The following is a 19,816-nucleotide window of genomic DNA, read 5'->3' as shown; positions in this document are numbered from 1 at the left end:
GACCAAAATCTTTTTCTGGTTAAACCGATCCAGAATGAAAGCTCCGAAAAAAACTGGAAATACCAGCACTAAAAGTATAGCAAGATACCAAAAGGCCAAACTCCCGAGGCGAAATACCGAAGATCCGCATGAGCTGAGGCCCTAAAGGCATCAAAATCATGAAATCAACAATATGAATAAAATTGATGGCCGCTAAGGTCCAAGACAAAAAGTCTCCTTGTTTATAATAAAAATAAATATAGTTGAGAAACCCCCAGATCCCGTTAAAGTTTGCGTCCATGACCAGTCATTTGAGTGAATATTCATCGGTAGGCAGGCTTGTAATTGGCTTCAGCATAATCACCTTATCAGACCTCTTCTTCTTTAGTGATCTGCTAGTTGCTAATGGTAGACCCCACAAAGCACCGCATTTTCTGGAGGATATCCCATTCCCAAATAAGAAGTGATCATTCCTGTAAGCACATCTCCTGCCCCACCTGTCGCCATATACTTATTACCCGATGAATTCACTATTTGACGTCCATCCGGCATACTAATCACGGTATTTGCTCCTTTTAGCACCACTATCAATTCATTCTTAATCGCAAAATCCTTTGCTTTTACTTATTCGCTCTAAGTGATTCTGAGCAGTACCTACGAGTCTCGTGAATTCACCGATGTGAGGAGTAAGAATCGAATTCTTTGGAACTAAGGCTACTGTAAATCTGAATTTTTAGCTGATAGATTCAAAGCGTCAGCATCGATAACAATAGGCTTATTATAATCCTGTAAAAACTGTCGGAATAAACGTGCTCTATTTTCAATCCCCCGACCCTGGACCAATCCCCACCGCATCATAAAACTCAGGATTTGGGATCAGACCCCAACATGCCATCGCTTCGGGAACTGCCGTTTGAATAACAAACCGCTCGAGAATCCTCCATGTGACAGGTAGACACGAAGCCTGACCCAGTTCGCAATGCACTCTTTGCACACAGAACAAAGTGCTCCCGTTTTCCCAGGACTCCCCCCCACTAAAAGCACCTTTCCCATATCTCCTTTGTAACTAAACCGATTAAAATCTTTATGGAGAGGAGCAATATCCAACTCTTCGAGATAAAATAAGTCTGAGGCAAAATCTGAATACGCTATAGGAAGCAAGCCTATTTTCAACACCACCAATTCCCCTACAATTCACATGCTTGGCAGCAAAGTGAGAGCTTTGGAAAACTCAAAGCTCACAGTAATATCAGCACGAACAGCAACCTCAGTTGATAGGATCCGAAGGCAATCCAGAAGGAACATCTATACTTATAATTGTTCCCTCAAATTCATTTAATTTATTAACAATCCGGATTGCATTAGGTCTAAGTTCTCCTTGCAATCCAATCTCCTAAAAAAGGAATCAATCAGTATATCGTCTGGGGAGAAACACCCAATCTTCAATATTAGAAAGAGAAATAGAACCTGGGAGCTTGTTGAAATTAAAACGGGCATCTCCACTAATTGAATCTAGAGAATCAAAACATTTTAAAATGGAGACAGTATAAGAGTGATTTGTCAAAAGTCGGGCTATTGCAAAACCATCGCCACCATTATTACCTTTCCCGACTGCAATTTGGATTTTACGCTGCCGAGAAAAATTCTGAGATAAAAACCAATTAACAAAAGAAACACAGGCATTTTCCATCATCTCGTGACTTTTCAGGCCACTCAATTTTAAATGTAGCGCATCAAGTCTTTCTTTGACTTGGCTCCCAAACAATATCTTTTGCATAACTATACACTTTCAATTTCAAGCCCTTTTTTTAGGGATTGTAACTAAAAGTAAGAATCCTAAGCCAACAAGAAAAAATATCCCTAAGGAAAGGGCAGAGTTCCGCATACTTCCGGTGATTTGTTCTATAAATCCATAGGAAAAAGTACCTAAGACAATCGCCATTTTTTCAGTTACATCATAGAAACTAAAATACGAAGCGTGGTCTGTGGTATCTCTTGGAATCAATTTGGAAAAGGTAGAACGTGAAAGAGATTGAATCCCACCCATTACTAACCCAACTACAAAGGCTAATGCAAAAAACTCATAAACAGTATAGACATAATACGCACCTGCACATATTCCAACCCATATCAATACCATAATTACCAAACTCGATTTATTACCAAATTTCTTTGAGCTAAATGCAAACAAATAACTACCTACGATAGCAACTATCTGAATAATCAATATGGTCATAATTAGCTGGTCGCCGTAGGCAACCCAAGTTCTTTATCCCCAAAAGTAGCAGCTAGATACATAACCGTTTGGACACCCATCGAATAAAAAAAGAAGGAAGCAAGAAAGCGATTCATCACTTTTATCTGTCTTTACTTCATTCCATACCTTACGTATTTCCTGATAGCCTTTGAGTAAAAATTCTCTTTTAATATCCTTTCCAAAGGGATTATGAGGCAAAATCCTAAAAGGAATCTGAAGAAAATCCAGCCCACCATAAACCCTGGTAATTCAGAAATGAAAACCTCGCAGCCATTCCATCATCAGAAAGCCAAAACCACGAGGGAAACTGAATCGATAAGCAAGTTAACAATAAGTAAAATAACACTGCCTATATACCCTAAAGCAAAGCCTTTGGCACTGAGTAAATCGTACTTATCTGGAGTAGTGATTTCAGGCAAATATGCATTATAAAACACAATACTTCCTGCATAACCTACACTCGCTAAAACACTAAAAAAAATGCCCCACTCTAGGTTATTTCCTTTGAAAAAGAAAAGGGCAATACAGGAAAGAGATCCAGTATAAGCAAAAAACTTCATGAACTGAAGTTTCTTCCCACTTGCATCTGCAATTCCTGAAAGTATTGGCGAAATCAGGGCAATTATCAAAAAAGAAAAGGATATAGAATAGGAGTACAAAACTGTATTTACTATTTCAAATCCAAAAAAATCAACCTTATCATCAGGTTTCAACCCTTTTGTGACACTATTGAAATAGACTGGAAAAATGGTAGAAGTAATAACTAAGCTATAAACAGAATTTGCCCAGTCATACATCGCCCAGGCATTTTGAACTTTCTTCGTGCTTTTAAGAGATGACAGCATATATAACTACAAAAAAAAGCTATCCCGGAAATCGGGATAGCTTTAATATATTCAATAGAATAATTTAATCTTTATTTACTTTGCCTGTAGAAGCGTAAAGAATTCTTCTAGCATCTGCCTCTCTTAGTTCAGTTTGAACATCAGAAATAGGACCCATTTTCACATCTCTATCAGCTTTCATGGAGATCGTAATCAAGCCACGATCAGATTCAGGAAGCAAATCACGCTCTTGATTCACCCACTGAACAATGTCAGGGGTATTCAACAAAGCATCATTCGCTTGAACTCTTGGCTCTGTACCATAAAGAGCTGTATTCTTAGGCTTACCAATGAAGATATAAGAAATAAGCGTCTTTTTCTGAAGCTTTTGAAGCTGGGTAGCTTGAGGAATTTTCTGCTCCACCAATATCTCCTGATCTCTTAACACGGTTGTAACCATGAAAAAGAAGAGAAGCATAAAGATAATATCCGGTAACGCTGAGGTTGGGATATTCTCCGAGACTTTATTTTTCTTTCCGAACTTTCCCATTTTAATTTCCTCCTATCTTATTAGGTTCTGCAATAGATATAGCCATTGGAATTCCTTCCTTGCCTTTATCCTGTAAACTTACTTCAGCATCATTTTTACCAGTCAAGGCTCTATACTCGTCTGTACTTAGGTTAACTCTAGCAGCATAAATATCAAAGTATGCCTTTTTAGCTAAATCAAATACTTCTAGGTATTTATCATAACTGGTACCACGGTCAGTTTTTATCGAAACAACTGCCTCTCCTGGATCATCTGAAGACTCAGGTAGTTTTGCGGACAAGGCTTTCAAAGAAGCAGGAAGCGTATTATAAAGCGCTGCTCCCTCTTCATCTGGAGCACCAAAATTCAAGATGAATGCCTTAATATCTTCATCTAACCCATCAGGATTATCTCTGAACTCACCCTCTACCAACAATTGATCGTTAGCATTAAGTAGAATAGTGTAGATATTTCGCTCATTCAAATCAATTTTCGGAGGAGGATTATCCGGATCAAGCTTCGGAGGTAGAATATTCAATATACCCTTATCCGATGCGATCGTAGTGGTGACGAGAAAGAAGATCAGTAGCAGGAAAGCAATATCTGCCATAGAGCCTGCATTGACCTCCGTACTCATTCTATTTTTCTTTCTGGCCATATTACTTTATCGCTTTATTCAATTCTGTCAATACGATACTCGCTAAAGCAACGATTGCAAGAATGTAGGTGGTTATAAGCATTCCGCCAACTAATTGAGATCCCGCAGGAGTCAAGTTAAATGGAGAAGCTTCAAATTTTGGAAGTACTTCATTGCTTGAAATTGAATAAGCTATGAAGAACAATACAACTATACCAACAATTCCCACTGCAGTTTTAAGCAAGCTTTTTGGATTATCCAAAGACTTGATTAATGGCATTAAAACAGCCACTACAGCACCAACTGCGATTAGGATGTAACTTCCGTATAATAAGATGTCATAAGTATCCATAATGTAGTTTTTCTTTGAGGTTAACGTTTATATTCAGGTTCAACAAAATTGATGGATTACTTTCCAGTCAACTTGTGCTTAACCAAGATGTCAACCAATGTAATGGAAGCATCTTCCATGTCATTAACCAAAGAATCAATTTTAGCTACACAATAGTTGTAGAACAACTGTAGGATGATCGCTACGATCAAACCAGCAACTGTAGTCAAAAGGGCGATTTTAATACCACCCGCAACTAGAGATGGAGAGATATCACCAGCTGCTTCGATAGAATCAAATGCACCGATCATACCAATTACTGTACCCATGAAGCCCAACATTGGAGCTAGAGAGATGAAAAGGGAGATCCAAACTAGACCTTTTTCCAATCTACCCATTTCTACAGAACCGTAAGAAATAATAGACTTCTCTACCATTTCGATTCCTTCTGAGTATCTCATCAAACCTTGAGTAAAGATAGAAGCTACTGGACCTTTAGTGTTTTTAGTAACATCTTTAGCCGCTTCTACTCCTCCTGATTCAAGAGCATCTTCCACTTTAGTCAACAATTTCTTAGTGTTGGTTGTAGAAAGGTTCAGGGTGATGATTCTTTCCAATGCAACAGCAAGACCCAAGATCAAACAGATCAATACTGGGGTCATGTAAAGAGGATCACCTTCGATGAACTTCTCTTTTACAACTTGGTGGAAACTTAGCTCCTCTTCAACGATTTCATCGTCAACAATTGTAGGAGATGCAGCAGGCTCAACTGCTACTGGGGTTGTTTCTTCTTGTGCTGCGGTATCTTCTGCATCTTGTGCGTTAGCGATGACAGGTGCGAAAAGGATGCCTGCAAGCATGAACAAAGCGATTAACTTTCTCATAATGTGGATTTTAAATAGACTTTTGATAAAGGTTAAATGGTTTCTACTCTAGAATCGAGTTTTAAAGTTATCATTTTTTAAATTCAAAAAACAAACGACTCTTTTAGAATTTTGTGAAAAATCAGGCTTATATCTCAGGATTAAGCAAGCTTTTACACGAACGGACGTATTTCCTTTTACATTTTAAAAGATCACATATCTCCAAAACTCGATGGTAAGGTTCTTATTTTTTCTCAGAAAGAAAAATTAAAATGTATCAGAGAGCCAAGCTTTCTTCTTTTTATTTAGAAAACACTCACTAAACGATTATTACACGCTGAAACATTTCACAAATGGTCCATAAAGTAATTTTCTAATAGACTATAAGTTGCAAAAATCTTAGAAGAAACTAACTATTCTCATCATTGTAATTAACAAAGTTTAAATATATTAATGAACTCTCCTTACAATTCAAGGGTGATCCTACTATCCAACTTTGTACTACCATGCTCGTTCTCCTCTAATTATTGATTTTAAGAATTAATAAATCTTTTAACCAGGCCCAGATGAAATCAAAAGAAAACGCCTCAATTTAAAACGTAGTTTTATTACCAAACTCTATTAATTTCTGTGATCCTATAATAATTGGAACGAGTAATTGCTGGTGTGGCTTGCAACTACCAACTAAATTAATTGGCAATCAAAGTAACAATAGACCGTGCCGGGATTAATTCAAAACTTTCTTCATTCACTCCCTCCTTCTCTATAAACTCTAAATTGCTAGTCTCTGAGGTGACGTAAACACTGTCAAGCAATTTAGGCAGCTCATCTTCAGTTAGGCTCACCGTCACTGGTTTGCTACTAGAATTCACGATTACTAAAACAGTCTCACGCTTATCCTGGGATTGATAGGCCGATATCAATAGCTCTGAGCCTTGCAGTTGATTATTAGTGATTTCTAAGGAGATTCTCTGAAAACCAGGCGGTAATAAATCTACTATAGTTACCTAAAGCCCAAAGCATTTTACTCTCATAGAAATTACCGTCATCTTTCTGCTTATCAATATAAATTAATCCGTCTTTATAGTTATAAGGAGAAATGGCAAGCCACCAATGCCATGCGCTAGCATTCGACACTGTCAAATCATTATGAATAACCCTAGCTAAATAAAGTGCCGGATCTATGCCTAAATCTCTCCCATTTCCATTGATTTCCCCTGCGTTGTCTCCAAGAATGCAGTACTCACTCATCCAATAGTTTAGCCCGGCAAATTTTTCTAAGGTAGAATTAAGACTTTCTCGTAACTTATCGCCGATTTGTAGGGGGAGGTAGTAAAATAGCTATGTGCAGAAATACTTTCGGAAGCTTACACATTATCCAAACCACCAATAAAAGTCGGGAGATTCTGGGTTAAAAAAAAGTATTTATCTGATCCCCACGCCCACTTTTATCAGCCTGGGAATACAAGTAGTTAATTTTACCTGCTTCTGGCAATGTCAATTTTCGCGGATCAGATTACTTTCTCCCAATCCAGAATTTAATTCTCTTACGATTGCTGCTATTTGATCATTCCAAAATGCAGTTTCTTTCTTGACCTCCATCTGACCAATCCCATTGTGGCTCATTAACTGGACTAATGTAATCAACCGACAGCCCTTTCTTTGAAAGCCCTTTAACGACCCCCTCCACCAAGTAATTCGCAAACTCTCCAAACTGTTCTTCAGCCAGGTTTGGCTGTCCATCTTTAGCGTAAGCTTTCCCTGTTTTCGTCATTGAAAACAGGAGGGCTATTGGGAGATGCCAACAGTTTAGAAACGCCAAAAGCTTTGGCAGAATTAAGCAAACCAAACCTGTCCTGCCTGTTTGGACCAATCATAGGATCCATCTTCACTCAAAAAAAGATTCTGCTCTCCTCCTCCACTCATCACGAATCCCACTCTCTTTGCCTTGCTTCTCGCACTCCCTGCACCTATATTAAATCTCCAAGGGAAAGGCCTATTCCTTTTGGATTTCCTTCTCTTATCATTTTCCAGTACTGAAAAGAAGTTCTGCGATAGCATTTTTCTTTTGATCCGGCCATAGCCCGACCAATCTGGGAGACCGTACATTCGAAGCTCTCGAAACGCTCGATCAACTGGTACCTCGCATTAGGGGCCAAATTTATTTGTATTGGCACCTCAGAAGATTCATGAGAATATGTCTCCTGTCCATACGAACGATTTGAAAGCAAAATTGCCGGAACGCCAAGCAAGAAGCATCACCGACAAAAACCTAATTTTGTCAATTTTTAATTTTGCCATAGCTTGAATTTATATAAAAGTTCAAATGCCTCCGTTAAGTATTTACCCCAAGCCCCAAATTGAGGCTACTTTAATTCAAAATTTTAATGAAAATTAAAGGGAATCCCTTCAACCCGTGGATATCCAATTCATAAAAGCAGGTGTCTCGTATCTTTGGCTGCACATTAGCAGGTTTTCTTGCAATCCCTTCCATTTTTACTGACACGGCATTTTTACTGTATCGCTCAATACGCTCCACATATTTCTGATGGATCAGTTGCCCTCTGTTGATTCGGAAAAACTGTGAAACGTCCAGTTGATTTTCAACAACTTTGAGCGTAGCTTCTTGGAGCAAATGACGCTTTCCTTGCTGGTCATAAGCCCAAACCACTCCGTTTTCAGCAGAAAAGTAACTGATTTCATCACTAGCCAACAGATAAGATCCTTTGGCATATGGAATAATCCACCGACTCTTATGCACAGGCTTAGTGGCCAACTTACCTTCGAAAAGTTGAGCTAATTTCAACATAGCTTCGGCTTGAGAGTCACTTGTATTACTAAGAAGCTTAAATTTATTCCAAGCCTTTTGAAACCGCTCAAAATCAAATGGCTTTAACAAATACTCAATGCCATTGGTCTCAAAGGCTTGCATCCAAAACTGATTATACGCAGTGGTAAAAATTATTGGACAAGAAAGCGTAACTTCCTGAAAGATCTGAAAAGCATTTCCATCCAGCAGTTCTATATCTGAAATCAACAGGTCCACTGTAGGTCCCTGTTCGAAAAAAGCCACAGCAGATTCCACAGAATCACATTCTCCCACCACTTGCACTTCCTCTGTTAGATCGTTTCGAAAGCGTCTGATCTTATTTTTCGCAGGAGCTTATCTTCCACTATCACTACTCGAATCATATATTTTTTGACTTAATCAAGGGCAACCTAACTGTAAATAATGCCTCACTTTCTTCAATAGTTATTTCTTGTGTACTCAGTAATTGAAATTGCTTTTTAAGGTTATCCAAACCTTTCCCATTTCCTTTCTTTTTATATTTATAGGGGCTTTTTGTATTCACAACTGTCAGAATGGAATCTGTTTGAGTCACTTGAATAGCAATTGGAAAACCCGCTCTTGCATGGTTGTGAAGCACCGCATTTTCTACCAAAAGCTGTAAACTGAGCGGAGGAAGCTGATACTCCCCGCCAGTAAGAGCTATAGAAAGCTGGTACCCGTTTCCAAACTTCTGGCTAAGCAGCCGGAAGTAATTCTTGGCAAAATCAACTTCTTCGGCTAAGGTGACAAGTTTTCGATCTGAGGTATCCAAGGCATAGCGATATATATCAGCAAAATCATGGAGAAACCTAGAGGCTGTTTTAGGATCTTCTTCAATCAATTGATCCAAAACATTCAGGTTATTGAATAAAAAGTGAGGATTCAGCTGCTGTTTCAATTGCTGAATAGTCGAATCCGCAAACGCTACCTCGTAGGCAGTAAGCTCCTGTTGATGTGATTGATACTTTTGAAACAATAAATAGGCAAAATAAAAGCCTCCGTAAATAATAAAATTGAGGATATAGTTAAGATTGGAGCTAATTATTAACTCAGGCAGAAAGTTGCGATCAATGGTACCGAAAGTCCAAGAGAACAAAAATGCCATCACATTACTCAGCAAAACCCAGAGAACTAAACCTGTCAAAAAACTAAGTCCTCCCCGCTTCCAGTTCAAAGGAAACTGATCCCCATGAATATGCTTGAAGGAAAAGCGAAGCACTAAGACTATAAGGAAGATATTGAAAATCGCGACAAAGACTGCCTCCGGGGTAAAAGTGTAGGCATTCACTAGTTGACCAGGTAGGACCCTAGACTTAATGGATTCTAAATATGCAAAAGCAACTATAAAAAGTAGAAAACCCGGCGATAACTGTAATCTGCCTAAAAGTTGCTTCATGTGTGAAAGTAAGCGGTGGTAGATATCTACCACCGTCTGATTATCTTATTTTTCTGGCCAAGTGCTGGTTACATTACCTTCGGCGTCGAAAGCCTCCAGCTTTGGATTATTCTCCTTATCTAGGTAAAACATAGCCCTAGGCCTCCCCGCCGTCAAACAAAAATAGTCCGTTGTTTTGACTTCTAGACTTTCCAAGCATAATTCTTGGAGCTCCACCGAGCAACTCCATTTTTTGGTATTCCGCGTATTTGGCTTTAAATGCTTCTGGGTCAGAAGCTCGTAATGTTGAGAGTTCAGCCATGATTTCTCTGGTTTTCTCTTGAGATTCTTTGGCAGGACGATCATTAAAAACCAAACTGGAACTTACAAATCGCTCATCACCCCGCTGGGAATCAGTCGTCAACAATTGCATCACCTGATCACCGTCGTACTGATCAAACGTCAAAGAAAGCCCAGAACTATGCCCATTTTCCTTTTTTTCTCCATCGTAGATTAAGCCACCGCATTCTATCCCATCTTCGTTGAAGAACAACATTCCCGCACGTTTTTTCCGGTCGGAATTCGTGTTTCTACCGTTGATTTGATCTGTACCATTAGGGAAAAGCCCGGCATTGGTCACGATCATCTTGACAGTTCCATCTGCCTCAACGATATTAATTCTTTGCACATCAATGGTTTCGAAGGTTTGATTTCCATTCTCCCGAAATGAAGAAAATAGAAAGGTGGAAACGGCCAATCCTGTGGTGACGGCAAAAGTTCTAAGAAAGATAAGTTCCTTGTTCATGTGAGTAGTGTTTGTTTTAATTGATGTTCAAACCTACTCATGAGCTAGGAGTGGAAGAAATGGATTCCGACGAGCTAAGGAAAATACCAAGTGAATGAAGCGAAAGCGGAAATGAGTGAATTTACTACGTTCTCTAACCGCATTCTACAACTAACTCTGCCTCTCTAAAAACATGGGAATGCTTAGAAAAAAAACTTAGTATAAAATATCAAAAAGCCTAAAAGACCACGGTTGTGCTATAGACGAATTAAAAAATTGCGAATACTTTGATGAACCAATTCAAATTGCCCCCTATCAACGCATATTTGTTGAGTCACTTTTTCAAAAAGCTTCTTATGTAACAAATGTTACCTTTTATTGTGTGATATAGATTTAGATTGGTCTGAATTTAATAGACCCTAAAAATCATGAAATCACATTATCAAATCCTAATCATTGGTGGTGGCACTGCTGGTATTATGACAGCTGCTCAATTTATCAAGCAAAAGAATCTCAAAGATATAGCCATCATCGAGCCTGCAAGCACCCATTTTTATCAACCTGCTTGGACTTTGGTAGGAGCGGGCACCTACGATTTCGATAGTACTGCCAAGCCAATGGCTGATGTGATCCCAAAAGATGCCGTATGGATAAAGGATAGGGCTACCGGCTTTGAACCTGAAAACAATTTGGTCCACACCAAAAATAGTGGGGACATAACTTATGATTATTTAGTCGTGGCTCCAGGTCTAGTAAATGATAACAGCCTAGTAAAAGGGCTGGGAGATGCATTGGACAAAGGGGTAGTATGTAGCAATTACACTGATCCGAACCACACATGGGAAGTAATTAAAAACTTCAAAGGAGGAACTGCTTTATTCACTCAACCGGCAACTCCAATTAAATGTGGGGGAGCACCTCAGAAAATAATGTATTTGGCGGAGAGCTATTTTAGAAAATCTGGCGTCCGCGACAAAACCAATGTAATCTTTGCCACTCCAGGCACAATCATATTTGGAGTAAAAGAAATTGCAGAAACCCTAATGAAAGTTGTTGACAGAAAAGATATCAACCTTCGATTCCACCATAAGTTAGTAAGCATAGATGCTGAGAAACAAATAGCCTGGTATGAGCTCAACAAGGAGATATCGGAAGGTGGATGCATAATTATGACCAAACCTGAAGACAAGAATCTACTTGACAAAGACTTCCAATACAATTACAAAGATGTCAAAGTCTCTGTAAAAGGGAATTTATATGGCATTCATTATGACATGATTCATACGGCGCCACCACAAACAGCCCCAAAATTCATCCAAGAATCTCCACTAGTCAACGATTCCAAATGGCTAGACGTAGACATCCACACGCTGCAGCATAAGAAACACCCTAACATATTCGGTCTCGGAGATGTAGCTGCCCTACCAACTGCAAAAACTGGTGCAGCTATCAGAAAACAAGTCCCAATAGTAGTCGATAACATCGCACTTTTGATTTCGCACCATCAGATGGGAACCAAGTCTTACAATGGATATTCTTCCTGCCCTCTTGTAACAGATTATGGAAAAATGGTTTTGGCGGAGTTTGACTACAAAAACAATTTCACCCCTGACCCCAAACTAAAATCCATGCTAATTACAGATAGCTCAAAAGAGCACTGGCGTCTATGGATGCTGAAAAAATACGGGCTTCCTTACCTTTATTGGAATAAAATGCTGAAGGGAAAAGATGTATAATAACGGTAAAACTATTTGCAACGGCTCACTTTACCCAAACCACTACCATGCCAAACAGGATCTCACGATACTTGAAATAGTCTATCACAAACCCGAGGGCCCAACTCATCCATTTTTTTTGCTGGGATAAGATGTAATAGAAAAAGCCAGCTTTATTGCTAAAGCTGGCTTTTAAATGTAGAGAGGAAGGGATTCGAACCCTCGATACCCTCACGAGTATACACGCTTTCCAAGCGTGCGCCTTCAGCCACTCGGCCACCTCTCTAGGTTGGCTTCCGATCCAGTATTCCGAATCGGAGTGCAAAGAAAATTATTATTAATCCAGTTTCCAAATTATCCTGGAAAATAGCCGATGAAATTAATCCTAAGCGCTCATCTCGCCAGCTAATGGCGCTTTCAGCTTCGCGATGATTTCTGAATGCCGAGTTTCCTGACCCAATAAAAACATCAATTTGGTTACCGCTGCTTCGGTGGTCATATCTGTACCACTCACCACACCTACACTCAGTAGCTCCTTACTTGTCTCATATCTCCCCTGAATCACCCTACCACCATTACACTGAGATACATTAAGGATAATTATCCCCTTTTTAATAGCTCGTTGTAGTGACTCCATAAACCATGACTCGCTGGGGCTGTTTCCCGAACCGTAAGTTTCTAAAACAATCGCCTTAAGTCCCTTTATATTTAAGGTAGCATCTATCACATTCTGTGTGATGCCAGGTGAATAACTTGAGGATAAGCACATTATTATCAAGTGAATTTCTATTCACTAATTTCTTGTGCGTCTCCAAAGGACGAATAGCCTGGGTGTTATAGTCTATTACTATTCCTGATTCAGCGAGAGGCGGATAATTCTCCGATTCAAATGCGTCAAAGTGCACGCTTTGAACCTTCTTGGAGCGATTTCCTCGAAGTAGGAGATGATTAAAGAAAATACAAACCTCTGGCACTATAGGCTCTCCATTGATTTTTGCGGTAGCGATTTCTAGGGAAGTCATGAGATTCTCACGAGCATCAGATCGCATAGCTGAAATCGGTAATTGTGCCCCAGTAAAAATTACTGGCTTATTCAAACCTTGAAGCATATAGCTGAGCATGGAAGCTGAATAGGCCATGGTATCCGTACCGTGCAGTACCACAAAACCATCGTAGCTATCGTAATTTTCATAAATGATATAGGCCATATCCTTCCAATGACTCATAGTGACATTAGATGAATCAATGGGCTCAGGAAAGGAAATTACCGTAATAGCAATATCCATAGTATAAAGAATAGGGATCTTTTCTAGTATCTGCCCAAAATTAAATGGCACCAAAGCTCCGCTATCATCATACGCCATACCAAGTGTTCCCCCAGTATAGATGATCAATACTGAAGAAGTCTTACTTGTCCGCATTGCGGTATTTAATCGTACTATTTTATAATTCATGATCCAATCTCACGGAATAGGTTAAGGGCATTTTGTTTTGTTTTGAGAGCAACTTCCTCCTTAGACAGTTGGAGGTAATCTCCTATTTTCTCTGCTATAATAGGCAAATAAGCTGGAGAGTTCCTTTTTCCTCTATAGGGTACTGGAGCAAGATATGGCGCATCAGTCTCCAACACCAAATTATCAATATTGATTTCTGGAATTACTTTATCCAAACCGCCGTTTTTAAAAGTTGCTACACCACCTATACCAAGTAAGAACCCCATTTCAATTATCTGATTTGCCTGATCTAAGGTGCCATTAAAGCAGTGGAAAACTCCTTTCAACTTGCCATCGTGCTCCTCCTTAACTATGGAGATTGTTTCATCCATAGAATCTCTGCAGTGAAGCACTATCGGCAAATCTCTTTCCTTAGCCCAATTTATCTGAATTCTCAAGGCTTCTTTTTGCTGCTCAAAAAATGTCTTGTCCCAATATAAGTCCAATCCAATTTCACCCACAGCTGCAAACTGACGTTTGTTCAGCCAGTCTTCCATTATAACCAATTGCTCATGAAAATCCTCCTTCACATCACAAGGATGTAGCCCCATCATAGGGATACATAACCCGGGATATTTCGCCTCACAGTCAAGCATCGCAGCGATCGTCTCCACATCCACATTCGGCATATAGACCCGCTCAATCCCAGCATCTCTAATGTCTTGGATGACCTGATCGCGATCTGAATCAAACTTAGAAGAATAGATATGGGCGTGTGTTTCTATGTAATTCATGGGTATATTCTGGATTTCCATTTCGTCTTGGAAGGCCAAAAATAGTAAAGAATAGTAAGGAGGATGGTATTGAAATTATAAAAATCGAAAAGCAGCAAGGGAAACCAACTTATTTTAACACCGCTTTTTCTGGTTAACCCAATAAGAAATATGCTTTGTAAAAAGATTTTAATCCATGCTAAACTCAGCCCAAGTGACGGCCTCAATAGTATTAACCCAATAATCGCTACAAAATATATCACCTGAAGAGCCGAGAATAAACTTCCAATAAAACGGCAAAGTCATCACTCCACTCATCCAACGTTTTCGTTGCACAAGTAAGGATCGAAAACTTATTTCAGGTTTTGTTATAGCAAGCATCCTTGAACTTACTTGATGCGCTATTTTGAAACCTGACTTCTGAATCGCTCGTGAGATCTCGAGATCTTCAGTAAGGCAAAAAGGCAACTTTTTAAACCCTCCCGATTTTTCATAGGCCTCTCGACTAATGACCATATTATTTCCGAGGCCAGTTGTCTGGATCCCCATATCAGTGGCTACTTTGACAAAACCTAGTGTCAACCACCAATCGATCTCCTGAAACCTCTCCAGTAATTTTTGCGCCTTGACTTGAGTAATCCCGATTAGCACACCTGTTTTTTCACCAAAACAAGAAACTCCTTCTTGAATCCAATTTGGGTTTACCTCACAGTCTGCATCAGTATAAAAATAAAATTCACCAGTTGCTTGATCTCCCAAAATCGCCAACGCATTTGCTTTACCATTTCTATTGTATAGCCCGGTTTGCGATGGGGAAATAGTCAGAAAACTTCGGTTAGGCTTCTTCTCACACCAGTCCTTCAAGATCGCGGTGGTAGCATCTGAACTTTGATCATCGACAAAGAGAAACTGAATTCGATCCGATGGGTAATCCAATTTTTCAAAAGATCTCAGAAGGTTCGGGAGATCCATTTCCTCATTTCTTGCTGCTACCAGTACTGACACCTTTGGTAATTCCTCGTTCAGTGGCTTTGAATGGTCTTTCCAGAAAAAATGAAGACGAATCCACGCAAGTAGGAATTGAATATAAAGTAGCGCTAAGGTTACCAGCCCAAGCATTACAAAATACGCAATCCAATCACTCATAACAACTCGGTTTTCCAGCCCATCTCCTGAATGTAATCCAGGTATTGTGGCAAAATTTTTGGCAAAAGAGCCTTAGTCTTTATTTGATCGTGAAAAACTGCGATGCATCCTTCTTTGGTATGCTGGATTGATTTCCTCAAAACCAATTCAGACTTCAAGGTTTGATCATAATCTCCCGACAGCATAGTCCACATCACTATCTCATGGAACCTGGAAACCTCCACAGCTTGACTTGATTTAATCAACCCATATGGCGGACGAAAAAGCGTAGTCTTCACTCCCAACACGTCCTGAAGGGTTCTATCGCAAAGTTCTATATTGTCTAGGTAAACCGAATTTTCTGTTTTCCAACCATTCAAATGATTGTAGGTATGGTTGCCCAATTTATGTCCTAAGCTAACGATTTCTTGGGCTAAAGACGGGTTCTTACGGACATTATCACCGACCACAAAAAAAGTCGCCTTCTGATTCCGTTTGGCTAATTCCTCTAAAACAAAGTCCGTAACTCCAGGCACGGGACCATCATCAAATGTCAAAAAAATCGTATTCTCAGGTTCACTTTTCTTCCAAATCCTCTTGGGATAAAGCATCTGAAAAAGCTTCGGAACCGTATGCAAAATCATACTATTGGAACTTTAAACTGAGCAAGGTCAAATCATCTCTCAATGGAACATCTTTTGAAAAGGTATTAATCTTCTTCAAAAACTTACGGTGAAAATCATCTGGGTCCAGCCCCCCATTTTTATAGATGAATTTCTCCAGCCGCTCCTCACCAAATTCTTCTCCAGATGGATTCATCGCCTCAGTCAATCCGTCCGTATACAGATGCAAAGAAAAATCAGTCAGATTTTCACGCATTCCAATTTCTAGAAAAGGTAACTCATCGAATGCTCCCAAAATAGTTGTTCCAGCATCCAAATTCTCGGCTTTTTCTGCCTCATCTCTATAGAGCAATGGCGGATTGTGACCCGCGTTGACATAAGTAAGCTTTCGGGTTTTGAAATTGAAATACCCTAGGAAAAAAGTAATGAAACGCTCGCCATTGGTATTTTCAAACAGAGTATAATTCAATTGCTTTACAACCATTTCCAAATCAGCATCGCTCCGCAAAAGCGTACGAAGAGCAGCCTGAAAATTGGACATTAGCAATGCCGCAGAAATTCCCTTACCCGAAACATCCGCAATACAGAAATAAACCTCATCTTTTGACTTGCGAATCAGATCGTAATAATCACCACCAACCATGCTGTGAGGCAAATAAGTGACTTTTGCCTTCAACTCTTTGTCAATAGGAAGCTCGGCTGGGAAAAGCATCTGTTGAACCTGGGAAGCTATGGCAATTTCACGATTCAATATTTCCTGCTCCAACTGCTTTCTAGCGAACCGCTTATTTTCCAAAGCCACCACCAGAATATTGGTTAGGGCTTGGGTGAAATTCAGATCTAAATCCAGGCTCAAATCCTTTCGCTTGAGAAATAGAATCGCAAGCATTTTGTCTTTATGATAGACTGGTAGATATGTTTCGAGCTCCGCAAAAGAGTACTGCTCTTCCAGCTCCAATCTCAATTCACCCGTAGCTTTTTCGTCCACCACCTGATCAGCAGAAATCAACTTAGGCACATTACCTTTTACTCCATGAGAAATTTTATTTTCGAAAGCACCTTGCTTTGCCACATAAAGAATCAATGCTTTGATATTCAGATGGACTAAGCAGGTAAACTTGAAAATATTGAGCAAAACTGCCTCAGACTGATTTTCATTAATAGCCTGCGTGATCTCGAGTAGAGATTTAAGCTGCAGTTCCTTCCGTTGGAATTTGTGTGTTTCTTTGATCAATTCTAAAGTGTATTATGGGCCATCAGGCCTTTTTTCGTTGCCAAAAAATGTAAATCTTTTCCTTCTCTCTTGATATCCACTTCTCCAAATCGCTCTGTATCGGGGTCATCGAGGCATTTTATATAGCCTTGGGCATACAGACTCTGTAAAGTTGCTAATAGCACTTCATCTTCCCAAGCTAAAGTTTCCAAAAGGTAGGTAAAGGGCTGGACAAAATAGAGTTCGTCCATCAAGTCAAATTCTTGGTCGCTCATGATCTAATTTTCAAATTCTAAATTAACATTTCTCTACTTCTCCCTACCCTTCCAAGTGAATTTTCCACTCAAAGCTGCAATCCCAACTCTCAAAACATAGAATGGGTGCACTAGAGAGGTTTGTAGCAGGAAACTATTATTTGGCTGCCTTCCCATCGTTTTAAGAACTTTTCCCAAACTCAATTTTTCAGCAGCGATTTTAATTAGCCAAACTAATCCAAAAGCAACAACTCCCTTTGCTCCAAGAAAAACTAAATAAAAGCTTCCGATCCAAATCAGTTGGACAAAGAAAGCAGCAATAGCAGATAAGGCATGTGAAAAAGAAAAATGGATCTTCCATTTACTTGCCCATCGTACGCGTTGATTGATCAAAGAATCCCAAGTGGATTCTGGCTGAGTTTTTACCAAGGAACCTGGTGAGACTAAATAGTGACAAGCTTCTTTGCCAAATTTCTTGTGGATTTTCTTTAACAAAAACTCATCATCCCCTGAAGCAAACTCTCGATTACCTTCATATCCGTTCACTAGATCAAAAGCCGCCTTCCTGTAGGCAAGATTTGCACCGCTACACATTAAAGGATTCTTTTGGAAAAAGGAATAATTAGTAAGCAATAAAATACTTGCCCAATCCAATGATTGAAACTCATGTAGAAATTCTGCCTTTCCCTCCACCATGACAGTCCCTGCTACCAACTGAATCTTTGGATTCTGAAAAGGTAAAACCATCCTTTCTATCCAATATTCCGAAAATTCACAATCTGCATCAGAACAAAATATGATTTGTCCTGTCGCTACATTCACTCCAAGTTCCAGCGCTCTCTTTTTGCCCTCATCCCTACTTCTCAACACTTGGACCTTTTGATTTTCTTTAAAAGCCCTTTGCAAAAGCTCGAAAGAGTCGTCTTCAGAATTGTCATCAATCAGCAGAATCTGAAGGTTTGGATACCTGAGCTTCATTAAATTAAAACAGAGACTTGGGATATTTTTAGCCTCATTTCTGAATGGAATAAGCAATGAAACAGCTGGAAAAAATGTATGATTAAGAGCTTGATCCGATTTTGGATCCCAAAATCTACCCATCCACCAAAGTAATGTGAAGTAACTCAGGGACCAAATGAGGTAAAAACTTAGCATGTTTTGGGCTAACTTGCGGGGGTGAGCAAAGAACAAGAAAAAGCACCAAAGGAAAAAATCATCTTAGGTATAGATCCTGAAACAAACGTGATGGGTTACGGGGTGATTTTGACAGAAGGTAAAAAATACAAACTCTTACAATACGGGGTCATTCATCTAAAAAAATATGAAACCCATGAGTTGAAACTCAAGAAAATTTTTGAACGAATTACAGGAATACTGGAGGAATTTTTACCTGACAGCGTTGCTTTGGAGGCTCCATTTTTTGGAGTAAACGTACAATCCATGCTGAAGCTTGGCAGGGCCCAAGGAGTTGCCATGGCGGCAGCTTTGGCTAGAGATATACCGATCACCGAATATTCCCCAAAAAAAGTAAAACAATCAGTAACTGGAAATGGAAATGCATCCAAAGAACAGGTAGCAGCTATGCTTCAGACGCTTTTTAGCTTAACTGAGCTTCCAAAAATGCTGGATGCTACTGATGCCTTGGCAGTAGCGCTGTGCCATCATTTTCATGAGGGAAGAATCCAAACAAAAGGAAGAAATGCCGGATGGAAATCCTTTATAGAGGAAAATCCAGACCGTCTCAAAAAATAAAAACCCGGAATAAACCGGGTTTTATATTTTGTTGATCAAATAACTTTCTAAAAAGTATATCCTACAGACAATTTAAGCACATTATTTTTGACGTCTTGATTGTAATAATTTGTGCTCTGTATCCCTAAATCATAACTGGCCTGAGCATTAAATCCTAAGGGCAAATCCACTCCAACACCTACCACACCGGCTATTTCATATCCTTTGATAGCCTCTGTGCTAGTATCAGTACTGCCATCCGCGTACTCTAATTTTCTAGAGACCAAAACTGAGCCCTGCGGTCCAGCAAAAACATTTAAAAATGGAAGAAAATTTACCCTAAGTAGTACAGGAACATCTATGTAATTCAAACGATCTTGATCAACTGCAGGAGTGCCAGTATCGCCGGTCCTAATGTGACCCTTTTGGGAATATTGAATACCCGGCTCAACAGCTATAAATCCGGCACCAATTTTATAGAAACCTCCAACATGAAACCCTCCGATTGCCTTAGAATCAAAGTCTGAGAAATTTAGGTGC

General features: G+C 39.5%; 20 protein-coding genes, 1 tRNA gene and 5 pseudogenes. 2 read left to right on the top strand and 24 right to left on the bottom strand.

The window, feature by feature from the left end; genetic code table 11:
• The 15 genes and pseudogenes from AC0L6R_RS07475 to AC0L6R_RS07405 all read right to left on the bottom strand — a co-directional run.
• Positions 1 to 280: pseudogene (locus tag AC0L6R_RS07475) on the bottom strand (MFS transporter); the annotation flags it as partial.
• Between the two features lie 101 nt (positions 281 to 381).
• Positions 382 to 585 (bottom strand): annotated as a pseudogene (locus AC0L6R_RS07470) (NAD(P)H-hydrate dehydratase); the annotation flags it as partial.
• A gap of 661 nt (positions 586 to 1,246) precedes the next feature.
• Positions 1,247 to 1,669, bottom strand: a pseudogene (locus AC0L6R_RS07465) (NAD(P)H-hydrate epimerase).
• A gap of 105 nt (positions 1,670 to 1,774) precedes the next feature.
• Positions 1,775 to 3,081 (bottom strand): annotated as a pseudogene (locus tag AC0L6R_RS07460) (MFS transporter).
• 64 nt (positions 3,082 to 3,145) lie between these two features.
• A complete protein-coding gene (locus AC0L6R_RS07455; protein WP_283414189.1) occupies positions 3,146 to 3,610 on the bottom strand; it encodes an ExbD/TolR family protein in 465 nt (154 codons plus the stop codon).
• Between the two features lies 1 nt (position 3,611).
• Positions 3,612 to 4,247, bottom strand: a complete 636-nt coding sequence (locus tag AC0L6R_RS07450) for an ExbD/TolR family protein (protein ID WP_283414188.1) — start codon at positions 4,245 to 4,247, stop codon at positions 3,612 to 3,614.
• A 1-nt stretch (position 4,248) separates the two neighbouring features.
• On the bottom strand, positions 4,249 to 4,578 hold the full coding sequence (locus AC0L6R_RS07445) for a hypothetical protein (RefSeq protein WP_283414187.1): 330 nt from the start codon (positions 4,576 to 4,578) through the stop codon (positions 4,249 to 4,251).
• Positions 4,579 to 4,634: 56 nt separating this feature from the next.
• Positions 4,635 to 5,441, bottom strand: a complete 807-nt coding sequence (locus tag AC0L6R_RS07440) for a MotA/TolQ/ExbB proton channel family protein (RefSeq protein WP_283414186.1) — start codon at positions 5,439 to 5,441, stop codon at positions 4,635 to 4,637.
• Positions 5,442 to 6,109: 668 nt separating this feature from the next.
• Positions 6,110 to 6,343 carry a glycoside hydrolase family 30 beta sandwich domain-containing protein gene (locus tag AC0L6R_RS07435; RefSeq protein WP_473270633.1) on the bottom strand — a complete coding sequence of 78 codons (234 nt, stop codon included), beginning with the start codon at positions 6,341 to 6,343 and terminating at the stop codon, positions 6,110 to 6,112.
• Positions 6,344 to 6,368: 25 nt separating this feature from the next.
• Positions 6,369 to 6,671 carry a glycoside hydrolase gene (locus tag AC0L6R_RS07430; protein WP_473270632.1) on the bottom strand — a complete coding sequence of 101 codons (303 nt, stop codon included), beginning with the start codon at positions 6,669 to 6,671 and terminating at the stop codon, positions 6,369 to 6,371.
• 316 nt (positions 6,672 to 6,987) lie between these two features.
• Complete coding sequence (locus AC0L6R_RS07425; protein ID WP_473270631.1) at positions 6,988 to 7,194, bottom strand: glycoside hydrolase; 207 nt, start codon at positions 7,192 to 7,194, stop codon at positions 6,988 to 6,990.
• Between the two features lie 62 nt (positions 7,195 to 7,256).
• On the bottom strand, positions 7,257 to 7,481 hold the full coding sequence (locus tag AC0L6R_RS07420) for a glycoside hydrolase (protein ID WP_473270630.1): 225 nt from the start codon (positions 7,479 to 7,481) through the stop codon (positions 7,257 to 7,259).
• 310 nt (positions 7,482 to 7,791) lie between these two features.
• Complete coding sequence (locus AC0L6R_RS07415) at positions 7,792 to 8,565, bottom strand: LytR/AlgR family response regulator transcription factor (RefSeq protein WP_473270635.1); 774 nt, start codon at positions 8,563 to 8,565, stop codon at positions 7,792 to 7,794.
• Positions 8,566 to 8,608: 43 nt separating this feature from the next.
• Positions 8,609 to 9,646 (bottom strand): sensor histidine kinase, encoded by a 1,038-nt coding sequence (locus AC0L6R_RS07410; RefSeq protein ID WP_473270629.1) that lies wholly within the window; start codon positions 9,644 to 9,646, stop codon positions 8,609 to 8,611.
• A 136-nt stretch (positions 9,647 to 9,782) separates the two neighbouring features.
• Entirely contained in the window at positions 9,783 to 10,430 is a 648-nt protein-coding gene (locus tag AC0L6R_RS07405) for a hypothetical protein (protein WP_473270628.1), read from the bottom strand.
• Positions 10,431 to 10,837: 407 nt separating this feature from the next.
• On the opposite strand from AC0L6R_RS07405, the gene AC0L6R_RS07400 reads away from it, so the two are divergent.
• Positions 10,838 to 12,145 carry an NAD(P)/FAD-dependent oxidoreductase gene (locus AC0L6R_RS07400; RefSeq protein WP_473270627.1) on the top strand — a complete coding sequence of 436 codons (1,308 nt, stop codon included), beginning with the start codon at positions 10,838 to 10,840 and terminating at the stop codon, positions 12,143 to 12,145.
• A 178-nt stretch (positions 12,146 to 12,323) separates the two neighbouring features.
• Here the strand turns inward: AC0L6R_RS07400 and AC0L6R_RS07395 are convergent.
• The 8 genes and pseudogenes from AC0L6R_RS07395 to AC0L6R_RS07360 form a co-directional block, all read right to left on the bottom strand.
• Positions 12,324 to 12,410, bottom strand: a tRNA-Ser gene (locus tag AC0L6R_RS07395).
• Between the two features lie 99 nt (positions 12,411 to 12,509).
• A pseudogene (locus AC0L6R_RS07390) lies at positions 12,510 to 13,578 on the bottom strand (asparaginase).
• The gene (locus tag AC0L6R_RS07385) at positions 13,575 to 14,351 is read right to left on the bottom strand and encodes a TatD family hydrolase (RefSeq protein ID WP_473270626.1); all 777 of its coding nucleotides are present in this window, start codon (positions 14,349 to 14,351) and stop codon (positions 13,575 to 13,577) included. Before AC0L6R_RS07385 ends, AC0L6R_RS07390 begins: the two are co-directional and overlap by 4 nt.
• A gap of 168 nt (positions 14,352 to 14,519) precedes the next feature.
• Positions 14,520 to 15,476, bottom strand: a complete 957-nt coding sequence (locus AC0L6R_RS07380) for a glycosyltransferase (protein ID WP_473270625.1) — start codon at positions 15,474 to 15,476, stop codon at positions 14,520 to 14,522.
• Entirely contained in the window at positions 15,473 to 16,099 is a 627-nt protein-coding gene (locus AC0L6R_RS07375) for a polysaccharide deacetylase family protein (RefSeq protein ID WP_473270624.1), read from the bottom strand. The genes AC0L6R_RS07380 and AC0L6R_RS07375 overlap by 4 nt, the downstream gene beginning before the upstream one ends.
• A 1-nt stretch (position 16,100) precedes the next feature.
• Positions 16,101 to 17,312 carry a PP2C family protein-serine/threonine phosphatase gene (locus AC0L6R_RS07370; protein WP_473270623.1) on the bottom strand — a complete coding sequence of 404 codons (1,212 nt, stop codon included), beginning with the start codon at positions 17,310 to 17,312 and terminating at the stop codon, positions 16,101 to 16,103.
• A gap of 2 nt (positions 17,313 to 17,314) precedes the next feature.
• Positions 17,315 to 17,566: a hypothetical protein gene (locus tag AC0L6R_RS07365; protein ID WP_473270622.1), complete on the bottom strand. Its 252-nt coding sequence runs from the start codon at positions 17,564 to 17,566 to the stop codon at positions 17,315 to 17,317.
• 33 nt (positions 17,567 to 17,599) lie between these two features.
• Positions 17,600 to 18,646: a glycosyltransferase gene (locus tag AC0L6R_RS07360; protein WP_473270634.1), complete on the bottom strand. Its 1,047-nt coding sequence runs from the start codon at positions 18,644 to 18,646 to the stop codon at positions 17,600 to 17,602.
• A gap of 75 nt (positions 18,647 to 18,721) precedes the next feature.
• Between AC0L6R_RS07360 and ruvC the strand changes: the two genes are divergently transcribed.
• Positions 18,722 to 19,297, top strand: coding sequence for a crossover junction endodeoxyribonuclease RuvC (gene ruvC, locus AC0L6R_RS07355; protein ID WP_473270621.1), 576 nt, complete (start codon positions 18,722 to 18,724; stop codon positions 19,295 to 19,297).
• Positions 19,298 to 19,344: 47 nt separating this feature from the next.
• Here the strand turns inward: ruvC and AC0L6R_RS07350 are convergent.
• The coding region (locus AC0L6R_RS07350) for a porin family protein (RefSeq protein ID WP_473270620.1) at positions 19,345 to 19,816 on the bottom strand (472 nt) is incomplete at its 5' end.

Source organism: Algoriphagus sp. 10J20-15 (assembly GCF_055809615.1).
This window is presented reverse-complemented; position numbering and strand designations above follow the sequence as displayed.